Consider the following 16,375-nt stretch of genomic DNA (forward strand, 5'->3'; position numbering starts at 1 on the left):
TCGGACGCGCGTCGAATAGCAGCTTGCGAAGCTGGCGCGATGTATGCGGGCAGCGCCAGCAAGAGCCTGGCTCCGGGGCTTCGCCTCAGCTGGCTGGTCCTGCCCACAGCCTGCTCGACGCGGTTGTCGCGGCCAAGCGCCGAAGCGACCGCGGCACAGACATTCTCGTCCAACTGGCGTTGGCGGAGTTGATCGACTCGGGAGCCCGATCGCTGTCTGCTCTCGGCGCCGATCAAGTCGCGGACGGTGTGCTCGCCGGTGCCGACGACCTGCGGTGGCATCCGCAGCGCGGCGGCAACCACCCGGCCGTCGATGACCACTAAGCGTAGGTCGTCGCCCCGTGCTCGTCGCTCAATCATCACCTCGGTGTATTCCTCACGCGTCCGCGCCAAAGCCGCGGTCAGCTCGTCGGGACCGTTGTCGGCAGTCACGCCCACGGTGATGCCTTTGCCTTGCTCGCCGGGTTGGTTCGACGACGACCTCGCCGACCTCGGTCACAAACGCGCAGTCGTCGTTGTCGAAGGTGGCCAGGCGCACCCGAGCAACGTGGATGCATGGGTGTAGACGGGCGCGAAGGCACGTTTTGACGTACCTGATCTCCTACGGCCAGTGCCTTAGCCCAATAGAGATCGTGTGGTTTACTCACGAGACGACTACTTGGATTCAAGCCGAAGAGCCACCCGTTGCGGTCGGACGGCGTGTCGGCTGAGGCCGATTCGCCCCCGGCGGCCCGGTCGTCGTAGCCAAGCTCGACAAGGATCAACGTCAGAGGTGACCTTTGCCAAACCACAGTGGTGAAAACGACAGCCTAGAGCCGCATTTCGACGATGTGCAGGCGCACTACGACCTGTCCGACGACTTCTTCAGACTGTTCCTGGACCCGACACAGACCTACAGTTGCGCCTACTTCGAACGCGAGGACATGACCCTCGAGCAGGCGCAGGTGGCCAAGATCGACCTCGCGCTGGGCAAGCTGGGGCTGCAACCGGGCATGACGCTACTCGACATCGGGTGCGGCTGGGGCGCCACAATCGTCCGAGCCCTCGAGCGTTACGACGTCAACGTCGTAGGCCTGACGCTGAGCCGCAATCAGCACGCCCACGTGCAGCAACTGCTCGACGAGCATCCCAGCGCCCGAAGCAAGCGCGTGCTGCTGCAGGGCTGGGAGCAGTTCGGCGAAAAGGTGGACCGCATAGTCTCGATCGGCGCCTTCGAGCACTTCGGCCGTAATCGCTACGCCGACTTCTTCGCCATGGCCTACCAGGCGCTCCCGCACGACGGCATGATGCTGCTACACACCATCATCAAGCCCAGCGATGACGAGTTCGCCCAGCGTGGACTGCCCATCACCATGACCAAGCTGCGGTTCATGAAGTTCATCATGGACGAGATCTTTCCGGGTGGCGACCTGCCCAGCGCCCAGGTCGTCGAGGAGCACGCGCAACAGGCCGGCTTTGCCGTCAAACTAGTTCAGCCGTTGCGACTGCACTACGCCCGCACCCTCGACACCTGGGCAGCCGCGCTACAGGCGCACCGGGATGAGGCCATCGCGATTCAGTCCCAAGAGGTCTACGACCGCTACATGAAGTACTTGACCGGTTGCGCCGAGTTGTTTCGCGAGGGCTACACCGACGTTGCGCAGTTCACCCTGTCAAAAGGCTGAGCACGCCGCGGAGTCACCGCGGCTGCCTCGCGGTAGGACTGTCTTGATGTAGTCCCCCGCCGCCGGCTGATAGGCAACGGCGTCCACGGCGCATGCCCCGCGCGCTACCCGGGCTCGTCCTCGTCCTCGTCCTCGTCCTCGTCCTCGTCGTTGCTGTCGCGCAGGAGTTTCTCGGGGTGAAAGTAGGTGTTGGTTCTTGGTCGGCCCTGTGAACCAGAAGAGTCGAGATGGGCCGGTGGGACCCATTCGGTGTCGCCGCGGGTGTTCTTGCGGGTGGTCCAGCCGCCGTCGAGGAGTTTGTGGTGCGCGCCGCAGGCCAGGGTGAGTTGGTCGATGTCGGTGCGCTGTGTGGTGGCCCACTCCCGCACGTGGTGGACCTCGCAGCGATACCCCGGTACGTCGCATCCGGGAGCGCTGCACCCGCGCTCCTTGGCGTACAACATGATTCGCTGCCCGGGCGTGGCCAGGCGTTTGGTGTGATACAGCGCCAACGCCTTGCAACCGTCGAATAATGCGAGGTAGTGGTGGGCATGGCGCGCAAGGCGGATGACATCGCTCATCGGCAACAAGGTGCCGCCGCCGGTGAGTGCCTTGCCGGCCGCGGCTTCGAGATCTTTGAGCGTGGTGGTCACAATGATCGATGCCGGTAATCCGTTGTGCTGGCCCAGGTCTCCACTGGCCAGCAGCCCACGCAGGCCGGCCAGCACACCGTCATGGTTGCGCTGGCTTTCCGAGCGGGTATCACGCTGGGTGGCTTCCTCCGACGGCGTACCGTCCACGCACGGGCTCTCTTCGGCCGGGTTGCACATGCCCGGGGCGGCCAATTTTGCCCACACGGCCTCGAGGGTCGCCCGCGCTTCGGGTGTCAGATAGCCGCTGATACGCGACATACCGTCGACGTCCTGGTTGCCCAGCGTGATACCGCGCCGCCGGGCGCGGTGCTCATCGGTGTAGTCGCCATCAGGGTGCAGGCAATCCATCAGCCGCTCGGCCAGTTTGGCTAATTGGTCGGGCCGGTACTGGGTGGCCAGCCGGGCCAGGTGAGCTTCGGCTTTCACTTGGGTCTCGATATCGACAAACGCCGGCAGCCGGCGAAAGAAATCACGGATCACCCGCACCTGGACGCCGCCGATGTGGCCGTCGCGTTGGGCGGCTGCGGTAGCGGTCAACTGTGGGGGCAACGGCTCACCGGTCAATGCCCGACGTGGGCCCAGGTCGGCGGCCTCATCTATTCGCCGGCCGGCTTCGGCGCGGGTGATGCGCAGCCGGTTGGCCAGCGCTGCGGGTAGTCGCCCGCCCAACTCCTCCTCGCTGGCCTGCTCGCTGAGTTGATTGATCAGTGCGTGTTCGATGCTGGGCAGCCGGCGCCGTGCTGTTTCGCAATGTTCGAGCAAGGCCAGCCGTTCGGGGGTGGTCAGCGCCTCGAAGGACAGCTCCTGCAGCCGCGACATGGTCGCCGCAAGCGCGTCGAAGGCCGCAACGACTTCCTCTCGACTACTCGAACTCCCCATGTTCGAAACACTATGCTGACCCACCGACAAGAAAGACGCAGAAAATCACTATCCGGCAAGTGATTTCATATTTCGCTCACAGCGAACATCGGCGTCTTTTCCGTTGCCTGCGCTGCGAAGCCAACCGTGGACGTCGATGCTCTACTGGAGCTCGCGCTGGCGCCGACGCGTAATCCGTTGCCGTCAAATAGCTTGCGGCGAGCCCATCCGCCGGTTGGTCCCGACGGGAGGCGGTCGCGTGGCGGGTTATCGGCCTGCCACCACCCGCAATTCGGCCAGTGACTCGTCGGTGGCGCCCCGGAAGGCATCGCGGGGCAGCATGACGGTCTCGGTGCGCAGGTCCGGCCATGCCGGCACATCGTCGACGGTGCGGGGCTTGGCCCCGGCGTGTTCCTCGGCCAACGCCGCCATGGCGTCGGCGTAGCTGATCAACAACATCACCCGCCGGTGGCCGGACAGCTCCGTATGGATGCCGCAGCGTTCCCGCAACCAATCAGCGGCCCGGAAACCGGTAAGGCCCCGCCCGACGACGTCGTTGGTGACATGGGTCGAATCGGACGCGAAAGCACGTGGGCTCCTCAGGATTTCGTCACCCATGAGGCTCAGCCCCGGCATCCGCGCGAGTTCCGATCTGACGCACAGCGCCAACGCCCGGCAGCCGCTCGCCATGTTCTTGAAACTCGCGCCGGGCCGCGTCGATGGAGGACAACAACAGCGACGACGCGCTGGTCGATTGCTCGAGCTCGAACACCGACCCGCAAGCGCGCCCTGCGGCTATTCGGCTGAACTACTGCGCTACGGAGTCCGGGGCCGCTGTAGACACGGGACGTACCTCCGGCCCGCGGACAATCCACCGGGGCTGTGGCGGCGTTGCCGCCCGGTAGCCCACGCTGCGGACTGTTTCCACCAGCGCTGCGTACTCGGCTCCGAGCTTGGCGCGCAGTCGTCGCACGTGGACGTCTACGGTTCGGACCTGACCGGCACAGTCATATCCCCACACTTCATGCATCAGCCGGGTCCGGGTGAACGCCCGCCCAGCGTGCTGCACAAGAAAAGCGAGCAATTTGAATTCGGTGGTGGTCAGGCCCAGGTCTTTGCCGCCCAGCGACGCCGTATAGCTGTCGGGGTGCAGCACGAGGTCGCCGAATTCGAGCGTGCCCTCCAGCGCGTCGCGCCGGCGGGTGATCGCCAGCCGCAACCGTGCCCGCAACTCGGCCGCGTCGGCCGCCTCCAGCAGCACATCGTCGAAGTGCCAGTCGACGTCAACCTCGATGAAATCGGCTAGCGCGACAACGGCCACCACCGCAACTGTGGGTGCGCCGACCGTCAGCCGCCGGCATGCCCGGCGAGCCGCAGCCAGGTCGGTGCGCGCATCGATTATCGCGACGTCAGCGCCGTTGAGCTGCCATGCGTGGTAGTCGTCCAGCGGGGCACGCCGCACCGAGCGCGCGAACGATTCCAACCTCGGCAATACCGATGGGAAGTCGGCTTCGTTGCTGATCAGCAGAACTTCCAACAGACGTCTCCCAACCCCTTCGCGAGGGTCCCGCCACCCCCTATCCGTAGGCACCTCCCGGGGAGATGTCTTTCAGCGAAGCCTTGAGTACCCGCTAGGAAGAAAATTATTCCAACGCTGTCAGTACCACCGACTCGGTTGAGATTCGGCGCTATCGATTAACCCGGCCCGTTATCCCCGGGCCGGGTCCACCCTTCCCTCAAGCTATGGTCCCTCACGCTAGGAGCGCGGGGCTGCGTTTCGAGCTGCGCGCCGAATTCCCCGCCGCGCCGGCTGCTCAAACATCGGCAATCGGGGTGCCGGTCGGGCCCGACGACGGCCACTGCCGCGGCTGTGCTGCAACCGTGTTATCACCGACACCGTTTGGCCGTGCTCGCACCGGGCAATTAGGCACCAATGACGTCGCGATGGCTCGCCGGCCACAATCGCCTGCGGGAGCAATCCGATCGCCTGAACGGCCAGTTGAGGTCTCGGCGCCGGCGTCACCGGACTGGTCACGCTGTGCTGTTGGCCCGGGCCGGCAAGGAGGTGCTGGTCCTGGAAGTCCGCACCGCGGGCGCGGTGACCACCGGCAACACCACCGGAAAGCTCGGCCTGCTGCAGGGAGGGTGCCGGGTGCGCACGTTGTCGCACCTGCAGGCGAGGTGAACCACCCCGGCTACACCCCGGCTACCCCACGGCACCGCGATGAGGCAGGATGTCAGATGCCGTCCCGCGTGGTCGCCGGGATGGCACTGTCATGCGAGGAGTCTTATGGCGGAGTCCCCGGAAACTGACGTCGCCGGCTCGACGGCTCCCCGGCCGGAGGCGACAACCACCAATGGCGTACCGGCTTCGGCAGTTCCGCACCCACCGTCGAGGTATAAGCGGGTGTTGCTCAAGCTCGGCGGCGAAATGTTCGGCGGCGGCCAGGTGGGACTGGATCCCGACGTGGTGGCCCAAGTCGCTCGGCAGATCGCCGAGGTGGTGCGCGGTGGGGTGCAGGTCGCCGTCGTGATCGGTGGCGGCAACTTCTTCCGCGGCGCGCAATTGCAGCAGCGCGGTATGGAACGCACCCGTTCGGACTACATGGGCATGCTCGGTACCGTCATGAATAGCCTTGCGCTGCAAGACTTTTTGGAGAAAGAAGGCATCGTCACCCGGGTCCAGACGGCGATCACCATGGGCCAGGTGGCCGAGCCCTATCTGCCGTTGCGGGCGGTGCGTCACCTGGAGAAGGGGCGGGTGGTGATCTTCGGCGCCGGCATGGGGCTGCCCTACTTCTCCACCGACACCACGGCAGCGCAGCGGGCGCTGGAGATCGGCGCGGACGTCGTCTTGATGGCCAAGGCTGTCGACGGTGTGTTCGCCGAGGATCCACGCGATAATCCTGCGGCCGAACTACTGACCGTGATCAGTCACCGGGAGGTGATCGACCGGGGGTTGCGAGTTGCCGATACCACCGCATTCAGCTTGTGTATGGACAATGGCATGCCGATTCTGGTGTTCAACTTGCTGGTCGATGGGAATATTGCCCGTGCGGTCGCTGGTGAGAAGATCGGAACGCTGGTCACCACCTGAACGCTGGTCACCACCTAAGGGGAAGACGCGATGATCGATGATGCTCTCTTCGATGCCGAAGAGAAAATGGAGAAGGCCGTATCGGTGGCCCGTGACGACCTGTCAACCATCCGGACCGGGCGCGCCAACCCGGGTATGTTCTCCCGGATCGTCATCGACTATTACGGCACCAACACCCCGATCACCCAGCTGGCTAGCATCAACGTTCCCGAGGCACGGCTGGTCGTCATCAAGCCGTATGAAGCCAACCAGCTGCGCGCTATCGAGACCGCGATTCGCAACTCCGACCTCGGAGTCAACCCCACCAACGACGGCACCCTGATCCGCGTGGCGATACCGCAACTCACCGAGGAGCGCCGGCGCGAGCTGGTCAAGCAGGCCAAGCACAAAGGAGAGGAAGCCCGGGTTTCGGTACGCAACATCCGTCGCAAAGCGATGGAAGAACTGCACCGCATCCGCAAGGACGGCGAGGCCGGCGAGGACGAGGTCGGTCGCGCGGAAAAGGACCTCGACAAGACCACCCACCAGTACGTCGCCCAGATCGACGAGCTGGTGAAACACAAAGAAGGCGAGCTGCTGGAGGTCTAGGACCGCTCAGCAGCCAAGCCCCTACAGATCCGTGGCAACCACCGATGCCAGCACCGGCACCCCGGCCGACGGCCCGCCGCAGGGGCCGAAGAAGACCTCCCGGGCCGGACGCGACCTGCCCGCGGCCATCGCGGTGGGCTCGGGTATCGGCGCGGTCCTCGTGGCGACGCTGCTGCTGGCTCCGCGCGGCTGGGTCGCAATCTGCGCGCTGGCCATGGCCGTCGCCAGCCATGAGGTGGTGCGCCGACTACGTGAAGCCGGGTATCTGATCCCGGTGATCCCGTTGCTGGTCGGCGGGCAGGTGACAATCTGGCTGAGCTGGCCCTACGGCGCTCGAGGCGTGCTGGCGGGCTTCGGCGCCATGGTCGTGGTCTGCATGATTTGGCGGCTGTTCATGCAGGACAAGCGCCCTGGTGTGGCAGCGTCGCCAGGAAATTACTTGCGCGACACCTCGGCCACCGTTTTTCTGGCCGCGTGGGTGGTGCTGTTTGGTTCCTTTGCCGCGCTGCTGGTCTACCACGGCGCCGGGTGGGTGTTGTGCATGATGATCGCGGTCATCGCCTCCGATGTCGGTGGTTATGCGGTGGGCGTGCTGTTCGGCAAGCATCCGATGGTTCCGGCGATCAGCCCGAAGAAGTCCTGGGAGGGATTCGCCGGTTCGATGGTCTGCGGTGTCACCGCGACAACCATCACCGCGACCTATCTGGCCGGCAAGACACCGTGGGTGGGGGCGCTGCTGGGCGTACTTTTCGTGCTCACCACCACCCTGGGCGACCTGGTCGAGTCGCAGGTGAAGCGCGACCTCGGGATAAAGGACATGGGGCGTCTGCTGCCCGGCCACGGCGGCCTGATGGACCGGCTCGACGGGGTCCTCCCGTCCGCGGTGGCGGCCTGGATAGTGCTGACGCTGCTGCCCTAACCTGCCCTAGCCCGCCCGGCAGGTCAATACTGGACACATCATGGTCGGTGAGCTGGTCTTCGAGGCGCCGCGGCGCGCCATGCCACCGCGGCACTTCGCCGACCTCGACGCGGCCGGCCGCGCGTCCGCTGTCGCCGAACTGGGCCTGCCGGCATTTAGGGCCAAGCAGCTCGCGCACCAATACTTCGGCCGCCTGATCGCCGACCCGCACCAGATGACCGACCTGCCTGCGGCCGTTCGCGACGTGATCGCCGCGGCGATGTTCCCGACTCTGCTGACCGCGGTGCGCGACGTCACCTGTGACGGCGGCCAGACTCGAAAGACGTTGTGGCGGGCCGTCGATGGTGCCACCGTCGAGTCGGTGCTGATGCGATACCCGCAACGCAATACGGTGTGCATCTCGTCGCAGGCCGGTTGCGGCATGGCCTGCCCGTTCTGTGCCACCGGCCAGGGAGGTCTGACCCGCAATCTGTCGACGGCAGAGATCGTCGAACAGGTGCGGGCCGCCGCCGCGGTGCTGCGGGACGACTTCGGTGACCGGCTGTCCAATGTCGTCTTCATGGGCATGGGGGAGCCGCTGGCAAACTATCCGCGGGTGTTGGCCGCCGTGCGGCGCATCACCGAGCCGCCGCCGTGCGGTTTCGGCATCTCGGCCCGCTCGGTGACGGTGTCGACGGTGGGTCTGGCGCCGGCGATCCGCAAGCTCGCCGACGAACGGCTCGGTGTGACGCTGGCGCTGTCGTTGCATGCGCCCGACGACGGGCTGCGCGACACGCTGGTCCCGGTGAACAACCGCTGGAAAGTCGACGAGGCCCTTGCTGCCGCCCGTTACTACGCCGAGGTGACCGGTCGTCGGGTCTCCGTGGAATACGCATTGATTCGGGACGTCAACGACCAACCGTGGCGGGCCGACCTGCTCGGCCGGCGGCTGCATCGCGCGCTGGGGCCGCTGGTCCATGTCAACCTCATCCCGCTGAACCCGACACCGGGCAGCGACTGGGATGCCAGCCCCAAGCCGGTGGAGCGAGATTTCGTCAGACATGTTCGCGCGCAAGGGGTTTCGTGTACTGTCCGCGACACTCGCGGCCGCGAGATCAGCGCCGCCTGCGGACAGCTGGCCGCCGGAGGCGGGTAGCTGGAGCGCGGGCGCATCGGACCGGGCCTGCGGACAGCTGGCCGCCGCAGGCGGGTAGCTGGAGCGCGGGCGCATCGGACCGGGCCTGCGGACAGCTGGCCGCCGCAGGCGGGTGAGCGTGATGAACCGCGGCACGGGGTATTACGTGATCAGGGCACCAACGTCAGAATACGAGGTCTGTCATGACTCTTCGCCTACCGTCCCCGACCAGAGCATTCGCCGCGGGCTTTGCGGCCCTCGCGATTGCGGTTGTCGTGTTGCTCGGCGTTACCGGTGCGCCGCGTGCGATGGCCGCTGACGATCGTCTGAATTTTACTGCCACCACCCTCAGCGGCGCTCCGTTCAACGGGGCCGCCTTGCAGGGCAAGCCGGCGGTGCTGTGGTTCTGGACGCCGTGGTGCCCGTTCTGCAACGCCGAGGCGCCTGGCGTCAGTCACGTAGCGGCCGCCAATCCAAGTGTCACTTTCGTCGGCGTCGCGGCGCATTCAGACATCAGTGCGATGCAGGGTTTCGTCGCTAAGTACGACCTGAACTTCACCAACCTCAATGACGCCGACGGCTCGATCTGGGCTCGCTACAACGTTCCCTGGCAGCCGGCGTGGGTGTTCTACCGCGCGGATGGCTCCTCGACCTTCGTCAACAACCCCACGTCGGCCATGTCCGAACAAGACCTTGCCGGCCGGGTGGCCGCGCTGGCTTCCTGAGGTCGTGGACCAGGGTCTCGTCGGTCTGGCCTTCGCCGCCGGGCTGGTGGCCGCACTGAACCCGTGTGGGTTTGCCATGTTGCCCGCTTACCTGCTCTTGGTGGTGCGCGGGCTGCATCCCGCAGAACGTGGGGGACCGGCAGCGCTCGGCCGAGCGCTGGCGGCCACCGTGGGAATGGCGCTCGGCTTCACAACGGTGTTCGGGTTGTTCGGTGCCCTGACCATCTCGGTGGCCACGACGGTGCAGCGCTACCTGCCCTATGCGACGGTTCTGATCGGGATTGTCCTTGTCGCGCTGGGGGTTTGGCTGCTAGCGGGTCGAGAGTTGACGGCGTTGCCGCCCCGGCGGTTCGGCCCGCGATGGGCACCGACGGCCCGGCTGGGATCCACATACGGCTACGGCGTCAGCTATGCGACGGCCTCGCTGTCGTGCACGATCGGCCCTTTCCTGGCGGTTACCGCAGCTGGGTTCCGGGGTGGTTCGATCGCGGGCAGCGTCGCAATCTACCTGGCTTACGTTGCCGGTCTCACCCTGGTCGTCGGCGTGCTTGCGGTGGGTGTCGCGGCCGTGAGTTCGGCTCTGGCCGACCGCATCCGGCGGGTCCTGCCATTGGTCAACCGGATCAGCGGCGCGCTGCTGGTACTGACCGGACTGTACGTGGGTTACTACGGCCTCTACGAGCTGCGCCTGTTCGCAGGCGCCAGGGTGAACCCCCGGGACCCGGTGATTACCGCCGCCGGCCGGCTCCAAGGGGTCCTCGCCGGCTGGGTGCACGAACACGGGGCCTGGCCGTGGGTTGCGGCGTTGGCCATGTTGACGCTCGGCGGGCTTGCCGGTGCTTGGTATCGCCGGGCGCGGCGTTCTACCTGAGCCAGCCGCGCCGGCGGCCCCACAAGTCGCGCACCAGCACAACGAGCACCAGTGCGGCAAAGCCGATCAGGAACCAGTCCTCGATGTGGCCGACATGATTGCCCCGCAGCATCGCCAGCAGGAATACGAATATGGACAGCCCGACGATGTGCCAGGCGCGGTGGTTGATCCTGCTCCAGCCCCACTTGGCCGACGGCACGTCGGCGGGATCGACGCCGGTGTACTGCTCCACCTCGGTACTTGCCACGGCGACTCCTCCGGTTCGGATTGGGCTTCTTGGGCTTCGGATCGGCGGTTTCCGACATTTTGACACACGCCAGGATCAGCCTGGAGTCACCTGCCGAGCGACCAACCGTGGCCGCATGCACGTCGTCGTTCACATATCCAGGGGATGACGCCAGCGCAGCCGACAAAAGCGGGCGAAGCCGCGGTCGGCGCTCACCCAGGTCGCGTTGTTCTCCAGGGCGTAGGCGGCCAGATACGCGTCCGCGATGTCGTTGCCACTCGCATCGATATCGGCGGCGAGCTGCCGGAACAGCATCCAGTGCCGTTCGCCGGGGCCAAGCCGCACCGCGGCGGGTGCCGCGAGCAAGGCGTCGACCGCCTGCCACGCATCATGCCGGCTGGTCGGTTCGGTGAAGACGCGACGGTTGGTCACCACCCGTACGAAGCGGGCGAGCGCGCCGTCCGCCAGACCGAGTGGCTCGTCGTCGTTGGCCAGCCGCTCGAGCAAACTGCGATAGCTCGAGTGTTCAGGGAGGTCCGCCCGATGTGCATAGACGAGGACGTTGACGTCAACGCAAAGCATCGACCGACACGCCGTCGTCCATCGCTTCCGCGACGGCGGCGTTGGATGACAGATCTACACCGGGCCGTAGCCCGCCCCTGCCGGTCGGCTGGACCCGATAGCGGCCGGCCGCCGGCTGCTCAGGCGGATTGAGACCACGCCGCACCGCGTCCTCGAGAACGGCGGCGACAGTGCGCCCGGAACGAGCGGCCCTTGCCTTCACCTCGCGGTAGAGCTCGTCGTCGATCCGGATCGTGGTGCGCATGGCGGCATCTTAGCATCAACCTCAGACATCAACATGACATCAGAGGATGCTCGTCACCCCGACTCGACGATCACCGTGGGCGTGGCGACGACGGGAGAGTTTGGCGGCACAATGATGAGGTGACAAATGATGAGGTGACAAACCCGAGGATGAGGTGACAAACCTGACCGACGGGCACGACGGCAGCCGCTTGCGTGTCCTGGTGCTGGGCAGCACCGGTTCGATCGGCACGCAGGCGCTGGAGGTCATCGCCGCCAATCCGGACCGCTTCGAGGTGGTGGGGTTGGCCGCAGGCGGCAAAAGTCTCGACACGCTGTTGCGGCAACGCGCCGAGACCGGGGTGACCAATATCGCCATCGCCGACGATCAAGCGGCGCAGGCCGTTGGTGACATCCCCTTCCACGGACCCGATGCCGTCACCAGGCTGATCGAGGAAACCGAAGCCGACGTCGTGCTCAACGCATTGGTGGGTGCATTGGGCCTGCGGCCGACACTGGCGGCACTGGAATCCGGTGCCCGGCTGGCCCTGGCCAACAAGGAATCGCTGGTGGCCGGCGGCCCCCTGGTGCTGCGCGCCGCGCGGCCCGGCCAGATCGTGCCGGTGGACTCCGAGCATTCCGCGCTGGCCCAATGCCTGCGCGGCGGCACTCCGGACGAAGTGGCCAAACTGGTGCTCACCGCCTCGGGCGGGCCGTTCCGGGGCTGGTCTGCGGCCGACCTCGAGAGCGTCACCCCAGAGCAGGCCGGCGCCCATCCCACCTGGTCAATGGGCCCGATGAACACTCTCAATTCGGCCTCGCTGGTCAACAAGGGCCTGGAGCTGATCGAAACGCACCTGTTGTTCGGCATTCTTTATGACCGCATCGACGTCGTCGTACATCCGCAGTCGATCATTCATTCAATGGTCACCTTCGTCGACGGCTCGACGATCGCCCAGGCCAGCCCGCCGGATATGAAACTGCCCATTTCGTTGGCGTTGGGCTGGCCGCGCCGGGTGCCCGGCGCGGCCACCTGCTGCGACTTTTATCACCCGCAGACATGGGAGTTCGAGCCGCTGGACAGCCAAGTTTTCCCCGCGGTGGAACTGGCCCGGCACGCCGGCGAAACCGGCGGCTGCATGACCGCCGTCTACAACGCCGCCAACGAAGAAGCGGCCGAAGCGTTCCTTGCCGGGCGTATCGGCTTCCCGGCGATCGTCGGGACCATCGCCGACGTGCTGCACGATGCCGACCAATGGGCGCTTCCACCCGCTACCGTGGATGACGTACTCGACGCGCAGCGCTGGGCGCGGGAACGGGCGCAGCGCGCGGTTGTCAGAGCAAGGCCGGCCGGTGCCCATAAAAGGTCTCCGGAAAAGGTCTCCGGAAAGGCGTGAGAAAGGTCCATACAGCCTGATGATGTTCGTTATCGGCATTGTGCTGTTCGCACTCGCCATCCTGATCTCGGTGGCGTTGCATGAGTGCGGCCATATGTGGGCAGCGCGCGCTACCGGGATGAAGGTGCGCCGTTATTTCGTCGGCTTCGGTCCCACCCTCTGGTCGACGCGCCGCGGTGAAACCGAATATGGCGTCAAGGCGATTCCGGCGGGCGGTTTCTGCGACATCGCCGGCATGACCCCGGTCGAGGAGCTCGCTCCCGACGAACGTGACCGCGCCATGTACAAGCAGGCGACCTGGAAGCGGGTCGCGGTGCTGTTCGCCGGCCCGGGGATGAACTTCGTCATCTGCCTGGTGCTGATCTATGCCATCGCGCTGATCTGGGGCCTGCCCAACCTGCATCCGCCAACCCGGGCCGTGATCGGCGAAACCGGCTGCGTTGCAGCCGAAACCAGTCAGGGCAAGCTCGAACAGTGCGTCGGGCCCGGCCCCGCCGCCCTGGCAGGACTGCGCGCCGGCGACGTCGTCGTCAAGGTTGGCGACACCCCGGTGTCCACGTTCGACGAGATGGCCGCTGCGGTACGCGCAATGCACGGCAGCGTGCCGGTCGTCGTCGAGCGGGACGGCGCCACCATCACCGCCAACGTCACCATCGAATCCACCCGTCGCTGGTTGCCCAGCGGACAGAGTGGTCAAGTTCAGCCCGCCACGGTCGGCGCCATCGGGGTCGGAGCCGTCCGTCCCGGGCCCACCCACTACGGCGTATTGTCCGCGATTCCGGCTACTTTCGCGTTCGCCGGCGACCTGACCATCGAGGTGGGCAAGGCGCTGGCTACCATCCCGACCAAGGTCGGCGCGCTGGTGCACGCCATCGGTGGCGGGCAGCGTGACCCGCAGACCCCGATGAGCGTGGTCGGCGCCAGCATCATCGGCGGCGACACCGTGGACCACGGGCTGTGGGTGGCTTTTTGGTTCTTCCTGGCTCAGTTGAACCTCATCCTGGGGGCGATCAACCTGCTGCCGTTGCTGCCGTTCGACGGTGGTCATATCGCCGTCGCGGTATTCGAGAAGATCCGCAACATGATTCGGGCCGCCCGCGGCAAGGTGGCCGCGGCGCCGGTGAACTATCTCAAACTCATGCCGGCCACTTACGTCGTCCTGTTCTTCGTTGTGGGATACATGCTCTTGACCGTCACCGCTGACTTGGTCAACCCGATCCGGCTTTTCCAATAGCGACCTAGAGAGAAGGACCGACAGTGACCGTTGGCCTGGGCCTGCCGCAACCGCCGGCGCCCACGCTCGCCCCTCGGCGCCCCACCCGTCAGCTGATGGTCGGTGACGTCGGCGTCGGCAGCGACCACCCGATTTCGGTGCAGTCGATGTGCACCACCAAAACCCACGACGTCAACTCGACGTTGCAGCAGATCGCCGAGTTGACCGCGGCCGGCTGCGACATTGTCCGGGTGGCCTGCCCGCGTCAGGAGGACGCGGACGCGCTGGCCGAGATCGCCCGGCACAGCCAGATCCCGGTGATCGCCGACATCCACTTCCAGCCGAAGTACATCTTCGCCGCCATTGAAGCAGGATGCGCCGCAGTGCGGGTAAACCCGGGAAACATCAAGGAATTCGACGGCCGGGTCGGCGAGGTCGCCAAGGCCGCCGGTGACGCCGGGATCCCGATCCGGATCGGCGTGAACGCCGGCTCGCTGGACAAGCGGTTCTTGCAGAAGCACGGCAAGGCCACGCCGGAGGCGCTGGTGGAGTCGGCGCTCTGGGAGGCCTCGCTGTTCGAGGAGCACGGTTTCGGCGACATCAAGATCAGCGTCAAGCACAACGATCCGGTGGTGATGGTCCGCGCTTACGAGCTGCTGGCCGCCCAGTGCGACTACCCGCTGCACCTCGGCGTCACCGAGGCCGGTCCCGCATTCCAGGGCACCATCAAATCCGCCGTCGCCTTCGGCGCGCTGTTGTCCAAGGGCATCGGCGACACCATCCGGGTGTCCTTGTCGGCCCCGCCGGTCGAGGAAGTCAAGGTCGGCAATCAGATCCTCGGATCGCTGAACCTGCGACCGCGGACGCTGGAGATCGTGTCCTGCCCGTCGTGCGGTCGCGCCCAGGTCGACGTCTATACGTTGGCCAACGAGGTGACCGCGGGTCTCGACGGGCTGGACGTGCCGTTGCGGGTGGCCGTGATGGGCTGTGTCGTCAATGGTCCCGGGGAAGCGCGCGAGGCGGACTTGGGCGTTGCATCCGGAAACGGCAAGGGACAGATCTTCGTTCGGGGCGAAGTGATCAAAACCGTGCCCGAAGCGCAGATCGTCGAGACGTTGATCGAAGAGGCGATGCGGCTGGCCGCCGACATGGCAGCCGACGCCGAACAGGATCCGGGCGCGACATCGAGCGGTTCGCCGATTGTGACCGTAAGCTGATAGGCGCCAGCCCTCGGTCCTGGTTTCGGTTCGCACCATAGAGAGTCCTTCAGATGTCGGCTCCGCCCATCTTGCGCCTGGTCGGCGAACGACGGGTGGCTGTGGTGCGTGATGCCGCCGTGGTATGGCGGGTGCTCGACGAGAATCCGGTCGAATCGTGCATGGTTGCCGCGCGCGTCGCCGACTATGGCATCGAGCCGAATTCGATTGGCGGCGAATTGTGGACCCGACGCGGCGGCGTGGCGGAGTCGTTGTGCTTCGCCGGCGCCAACCTCATTCCGCTGCGCGGCGGGTTGATCGATCTGAACGCCTTCGCCGATGAGGCCAAGAGCACAGCGCGGCGGTGTTCGTCGCTGGTCGGCCGGGCCGACCTGGTGTTGCCCATGTGGCAGCGCCTCGAGTCAACCTGGGGCCCCGCGCGTGACGTGCGCGACCATCAACCGCTGATGGCCATCAACAGCCACCCCAGCTGTCCGATCGACACCGAGGTGCGGCAGGTGCGGCCGGAGGAATTGGATGCCTACCTGGTGGCGGCCGTGGACATGTTCATCGGCGAGGTGGGCATCGACCCGCGGATGGGCGACGGCGGCCGCGGCTACCGCCGTCGGGTGGCCAGCCTCATCGCGGCCGGACGGGCTTGGGCCCGGTTCGAGCATGGCGAGGTGGTCTTCAAGGCCGAGGTGGGATCGCAGTCGCCATCGGTCGGGCAGATCCAGGGGGTGTGGGTTCACCCGGAACGACGCGGCCTGGGCCTGGGCACCGCGGGCACCGCGACGGTGGCCGCGGTGATCGTCGGCAGTGGGCGCATCGCGAGCCTGTACGTGAACAGCTTCAACACCGTCGCCCGCGCCGCCTACACGCGAGTCGGCTTCCGGGAAGTGGGCACCTTCGCCACGGTGCTGCTCGACTGACCCCGATCCGCGAGCGTAACGCCGCGGCGAAAATCTGGGCGGCGGCCCGATTCTCGCCCTGACGTTACGTACGCGTGTGCCGGGCTCCAATAACAGTTGGGTCTCGGTGTGTCTGCGCGGCCGCTGCTGTCAGTCTTCTT

Annotated in this window: 18 protein-coding genes and 1 pseudogene; 12 read left to right on the plus strand and 7 right to left on the minus strand. The window is 66.2% G+C overall.

Going from position 1 to position 16,375, the window contains the following annotated elements:
• Positions 1–137: 137 nt before the first annotated feature.
• Positions 138–552 (minus strand): annotated as a pseudogene (locus AWC07_RS27145) (N-acetylglutaminylglutamine synthetase); the annotation flags it as partial.
• A 226-nt stretch (positions 553–778) separates the two neighbouring features.
• Here AWC07_RS27145 and AWC07_RS21440 point away from each other — a divergent pair.
• Positions 779–1,663, plus strand: a complete 885-nt coding sequence (locus AWC07_RS21440; protein WP_036409748.1) for a cyclopropane mycolic acid synthase family methyltransferase — start codon at positions 779–781, stop codon at positions 1,661–1,663.
• Between the two features lie 104 nt (positions 1,664–1,767).
• Here AWC07_RS21440 and AWC07_RS21445 read toward each other — a convergent pair whose 3' ends face one another.
• The 3 genes from AWC07_RS21445 to AWC07_RS21455 form a co-directional block, all read right to left on the minus strand.
• Positions 1,768–3,174 (minus strand): HNH endonuclease signature motif containing protein, encoded by a 1,407-nt coding sequence (locus tag AWC07_RS21445; RefSeq protein ID WP_036409749.1) that lies wholly within the window; start codon positions 3,172–3,174, stop codon positions 1,768–1,770.
• Positions 3,175–3,420: 246 nt separating this feature from the next.
• Positions 3,421–3,843 carry a hypothetical protein gene (locus tag AWC07_RS21450; protein ID WP_036409751.1) on the minus strand — a complete coding sequence of 141 codons (423 nt, stop codon included), beginning with the start codon at positions 3,841–3,843 and terminating at the stop codon, positions 3,421–3,423.
• Between the two features lie 118 nt (positions 3,844–3,961).
• The gene (locus AWC07_RS21455) at positions 3,962–4,690 is read right to left on the minus strand and encodes a winged helix-turn-helix domain-containing protein (RefSeq protein ID WP_036409753.1); all 729 of its coding nucleotides are present in this window, start codon (positions 4,688–4,690) and stop codon (positions 3,962–3,964) included.
• Positions 4,691–5,086: 396 nt separating this feature from the next.
• Between AWC07_RS21455 and AWC07_RS28160 the strand changes: the two genes are divergently transcribed.
• From AWC07_RS28160 to AWC07_RS21490, 7 genes are all read left to right on the plus strand, one after another.
• Positions 5,087–5,338 carry a hypothetical protein gene (locus AWC07_RS28160; protein WP_036409755.1) on the plus strand — a complete coding sequence of 84 codons (252 nt, stop codon included), beginning with the start codon at positions 5,087–5,089 and terminating at the stop codon, positions 5,336–5,338.
• A gap of 105 nt (positions 5,339–5,443) precedes the next feature.
• On the plus strand, positions 5,444–6,250 hold the full coding sequence (gene pyrH, locus AWC07_RS21465) for a UMP kinase (protein WP_036409757.1): 807 nt from the start codon (positions 5,444–5,446) through the stop codon (positions 6,248–6,250).
• A 30-nt stretch (positions 6,251–6,280) separates the two neighbouring features.
• Positions 6,281–6,838, plus strand: coding sequence for a ribosome recycling factor (frr, locus tag AWC07_RS21470; protein ID WP_036409759.1), 558 nt, complete (start codon positions 6,281–6,283; stop codon positions 6,836–6,838).
• A gap of 31 nt (positions 6,839–6,869) precedes the next feature.
• Complete coding sequence (locus tag AWC07_RS21475; RefSeq protein ID WP_036409761.1) at positions 6,870–7,757, plus strand: phosphatidate cytidylyltransferase; 888 nt, start codon at positions 6,870–6,872, stop codon at positions 7,755–7,757.
• Positions 7,758–7,797: 40 nt separating this feature from the next.
• The gene (gene rlmN, locus AWC07_RS21480; RefSeq protein ID WP_036409763.1) at positions 7,798–8,892 is read left to right on the plus strand and encodes a dual-specificity RNA methyltransferase RlmN; all 1,095 of its coding nucleotides are present in this window, start codon (positions 7,798–7,800) and stop codon (positions 8,890–8,892) included.
• A gap of 182 nt (positions 8,893–9,074) precedes the next feature.
• Entirely contained in the window at positions 9,075–9,596 is a 522-nt protein-coding gene (dsbE, locus tag AWC07_RS21485; protein WP_036409765.1) for a disulfide bond-forming protein DsbE, read from the plus strand.
• A gap of 4 nt (positions 9,597–9,600) precedes the next feature.
• Positions 9,601–10,467 (plus strand): cytochrome c biogenesis CcdA family protein, encoded by an 867-nt coding sequence (locus AWC07_RS21490; RefSeq protein WP_036409789.1) that lies wholly within the window; start codon positions 9,601–9,603, stop codon positions 10,465–10,467.
• Here the strand turns inward: AWC07_RS21490 and AWC07_RS21495 are convergent.
• The 3 genes from AWC07_RS21495 to AWC07_RS21505 all read right to left on the minus strand — a co-directional run bounded on the left by AWC07_RS21495 (position 10,460) and on the right by AWC07_RS21505 (position 11,519).
• On the minus strand, positions 10,460–10,714 hold the full coding sequence (locus AWC07_RS21495; RefSeq protein WP_036409767.1) for a DUF2631 domain-containing protein: 255 nt from the start codon (positions 10,712–10,714) through the stop codon (positions 10,460–10,462). The two genes, AWC07_RS21490 and AWC07_RS21495, sit on opposite strands and share 8 nt — an antisense overlap.
• A 129-nt stretch (positions 10,715–10,843) precedes the next feature.
• A complete protein-coding gene (locus AWC07_RS21500; protein ID WP_036409769.1) occupies positions 10,844–11,275 on the minus strand; it encodes a type II toxin-antitoxin system VapC family toxin in 432 nt (143 codons plus the stop codon).
• The gene (locus tag AWC07_RS21505; RefSeq protein WP_036409770.1) at positions 11,262–11,519 is read right to left on the minus strand and encodes a ribbon-helix-helix domain-containing protein; all 258 of its coding nucleotides are present in this window, start codon (positions 11,517–11,519) and stop codon (positions 11,262–11,264) included. Before AWC07_RS21505 ends, AWC07_RS21500 begins: the two co-directional genes overlap by 14 nt.
• 154 nt (positions 11,520–11,673) lie before the next feature.
• On the opposite strand from AWC07_RS21505, the gene dxr reads away from it, so the two are divergent.
• Genes dxr through AWC07_RS21525 form a run of 4 tightly spaced genes read left to right on the plus strand, consistent with a single transcriptional unit; the run spans position 11,674 to position 16,235 of the window.
• Positions 11,674–12,894 carry a 1-deoxy-D-xylulose-5-phosphate reductoisomerase gene (gene dxr / locus AWC07_RS21510; RefSeq protein WP_036409773.1) on the plus strand — a complete coding sequence of 407 codons (1,221 nt, stop codon included), beginning with the start codon at positions 11,674–11,676 and terminating at the stop codon, positions 12,892–12,894.
• Positions 12,895–12,913: 19 nt separating this feature from the next.
• The gene (locus AWC07_RS21515) at positions 12,914–14,128 is read left to right on the plus strand and encodes a M50 family metallopeptidase (protein WP_036409774.1); all 1,215 of its coding nucleotides are present in this window, start codon (positions 12,914–12,916) and stop codon (positions 14,126–14,128) included.
• Between the two features lie 23 nt (positions 14,129–14,151).
• On the plus strand, positions 14,152–15,324 hold the full coding sequence (gene ispG, locus AWC07_RS21520) for a flavodoxin-dependent (E)-4-hydroxy-3-methylbut-2-enyl-diphosphate synthase (protein ID WP_036409775.1): 1,173 nt from the start codon (positions 14,152–14,154) through the stop codon (positions 15,322–15,324).
• Positions 15,325–15,377: 53 nt separating this feature from the next.
• Positions 15,378–16,235, plus strand: a complete 858-nt coding sequence (locus AWC07_RS21525; protein ID WP_036409777.1) for a GNAT family N-acetyltransferase — start codon at positions 15,378–15,380, stop codon at positions 16,233–16,235.
• Positions 16,236–16,375: the final 140 nt, after the last annotated feature.

It is taken from the genome of Mycobacterium gastri, assembly GCF_002102175.1.
In the GTDB taxonomy this organism is placed as follows: Bacteria; Actinomycetota; Actinomycetes; order Mycobacteriales; family Mycobacteriaceae; genus Mycobacterium; species Mycobacterium gastri.

Bases quoted from the DNA above. Each gene is read 5' to 3' on its own strand.
- AWC07_RS21445 (WP_036409749.1), bottom strand. From the start codon at position 3,174: ATGGGGAGTTCGAGTAGTCGAGAGGAAGTCGTTGCGGCCTTCGACGCG.
- AWC07_RS21450 (WP_036409751.1), bottom strand. From the start codon at position 3,843: ATGGCGAGCGGCTGCCGGGCGTTGGCGCTGTGCGTCAGATCGGAACTC.
- AWC07_RS28160 (WP_036409755.1), top strand. From the start codon at position 5,087: ATGACGTCGCGATGGCTCGCCGGCCACAATCGCCTGCGGGAGCAATCC.
- pyrH (WP_036409757.1), top strand. From the start codon at position 5,444: ATGGCGGAGTCCCCGGAAACTGACGTCGCCGGCTCGACGGCTCCCCGG.
- frr (WP_036409759.1), top strand. From the start codon at position 6,281: ATGATCGATGATGCTCTCTTCGATGCCGAAGAGAAAATGGAGAAGGCC.
- rlmN (WP_036409763.1), top strand. From the start codon at position 7,798: ATGGTCGGTGAGCTGGTCTTCGAGGCGCCGCGGCGCGCCATGCCACCG.
- dsbE (WP_036409765.1), top strand. From the start codon at position 9,075: ATGACTCTTCGCCTACCGTCCCCGACCAGAGCATTCGCCGCGGGCTTT.
- AWC07_RS21500 (WP_036409769.1), bottom strand. From the start codon at position 11,275: ATGCTTTGCGTTGACGTCAACGTCCTCGTCTATGCACATCGGGCGGAC.
- AWC07_RS21505 (WP_036409770.1), bottom strand. From the start codon at position 11,519: ATGCGCACCACGATCCGGATCGACGACGAGCTCTACCGCGAGGTGAAG.
- AWC07_RS21515 (WP_036409774.1), top strand. From the start codon at position 12,914: ATGATGTTCGTTATCGGCATTGTGCTGTTCGCACTCGCCATCCTGATC.
- AWC07_RS21525 (WP_036409777.1), top strand. From the start codon at position 15,378: ATGTCGGCTCCGCCCATCTTGCGCCTGGTCGGCGAACGACGGGTGGCT.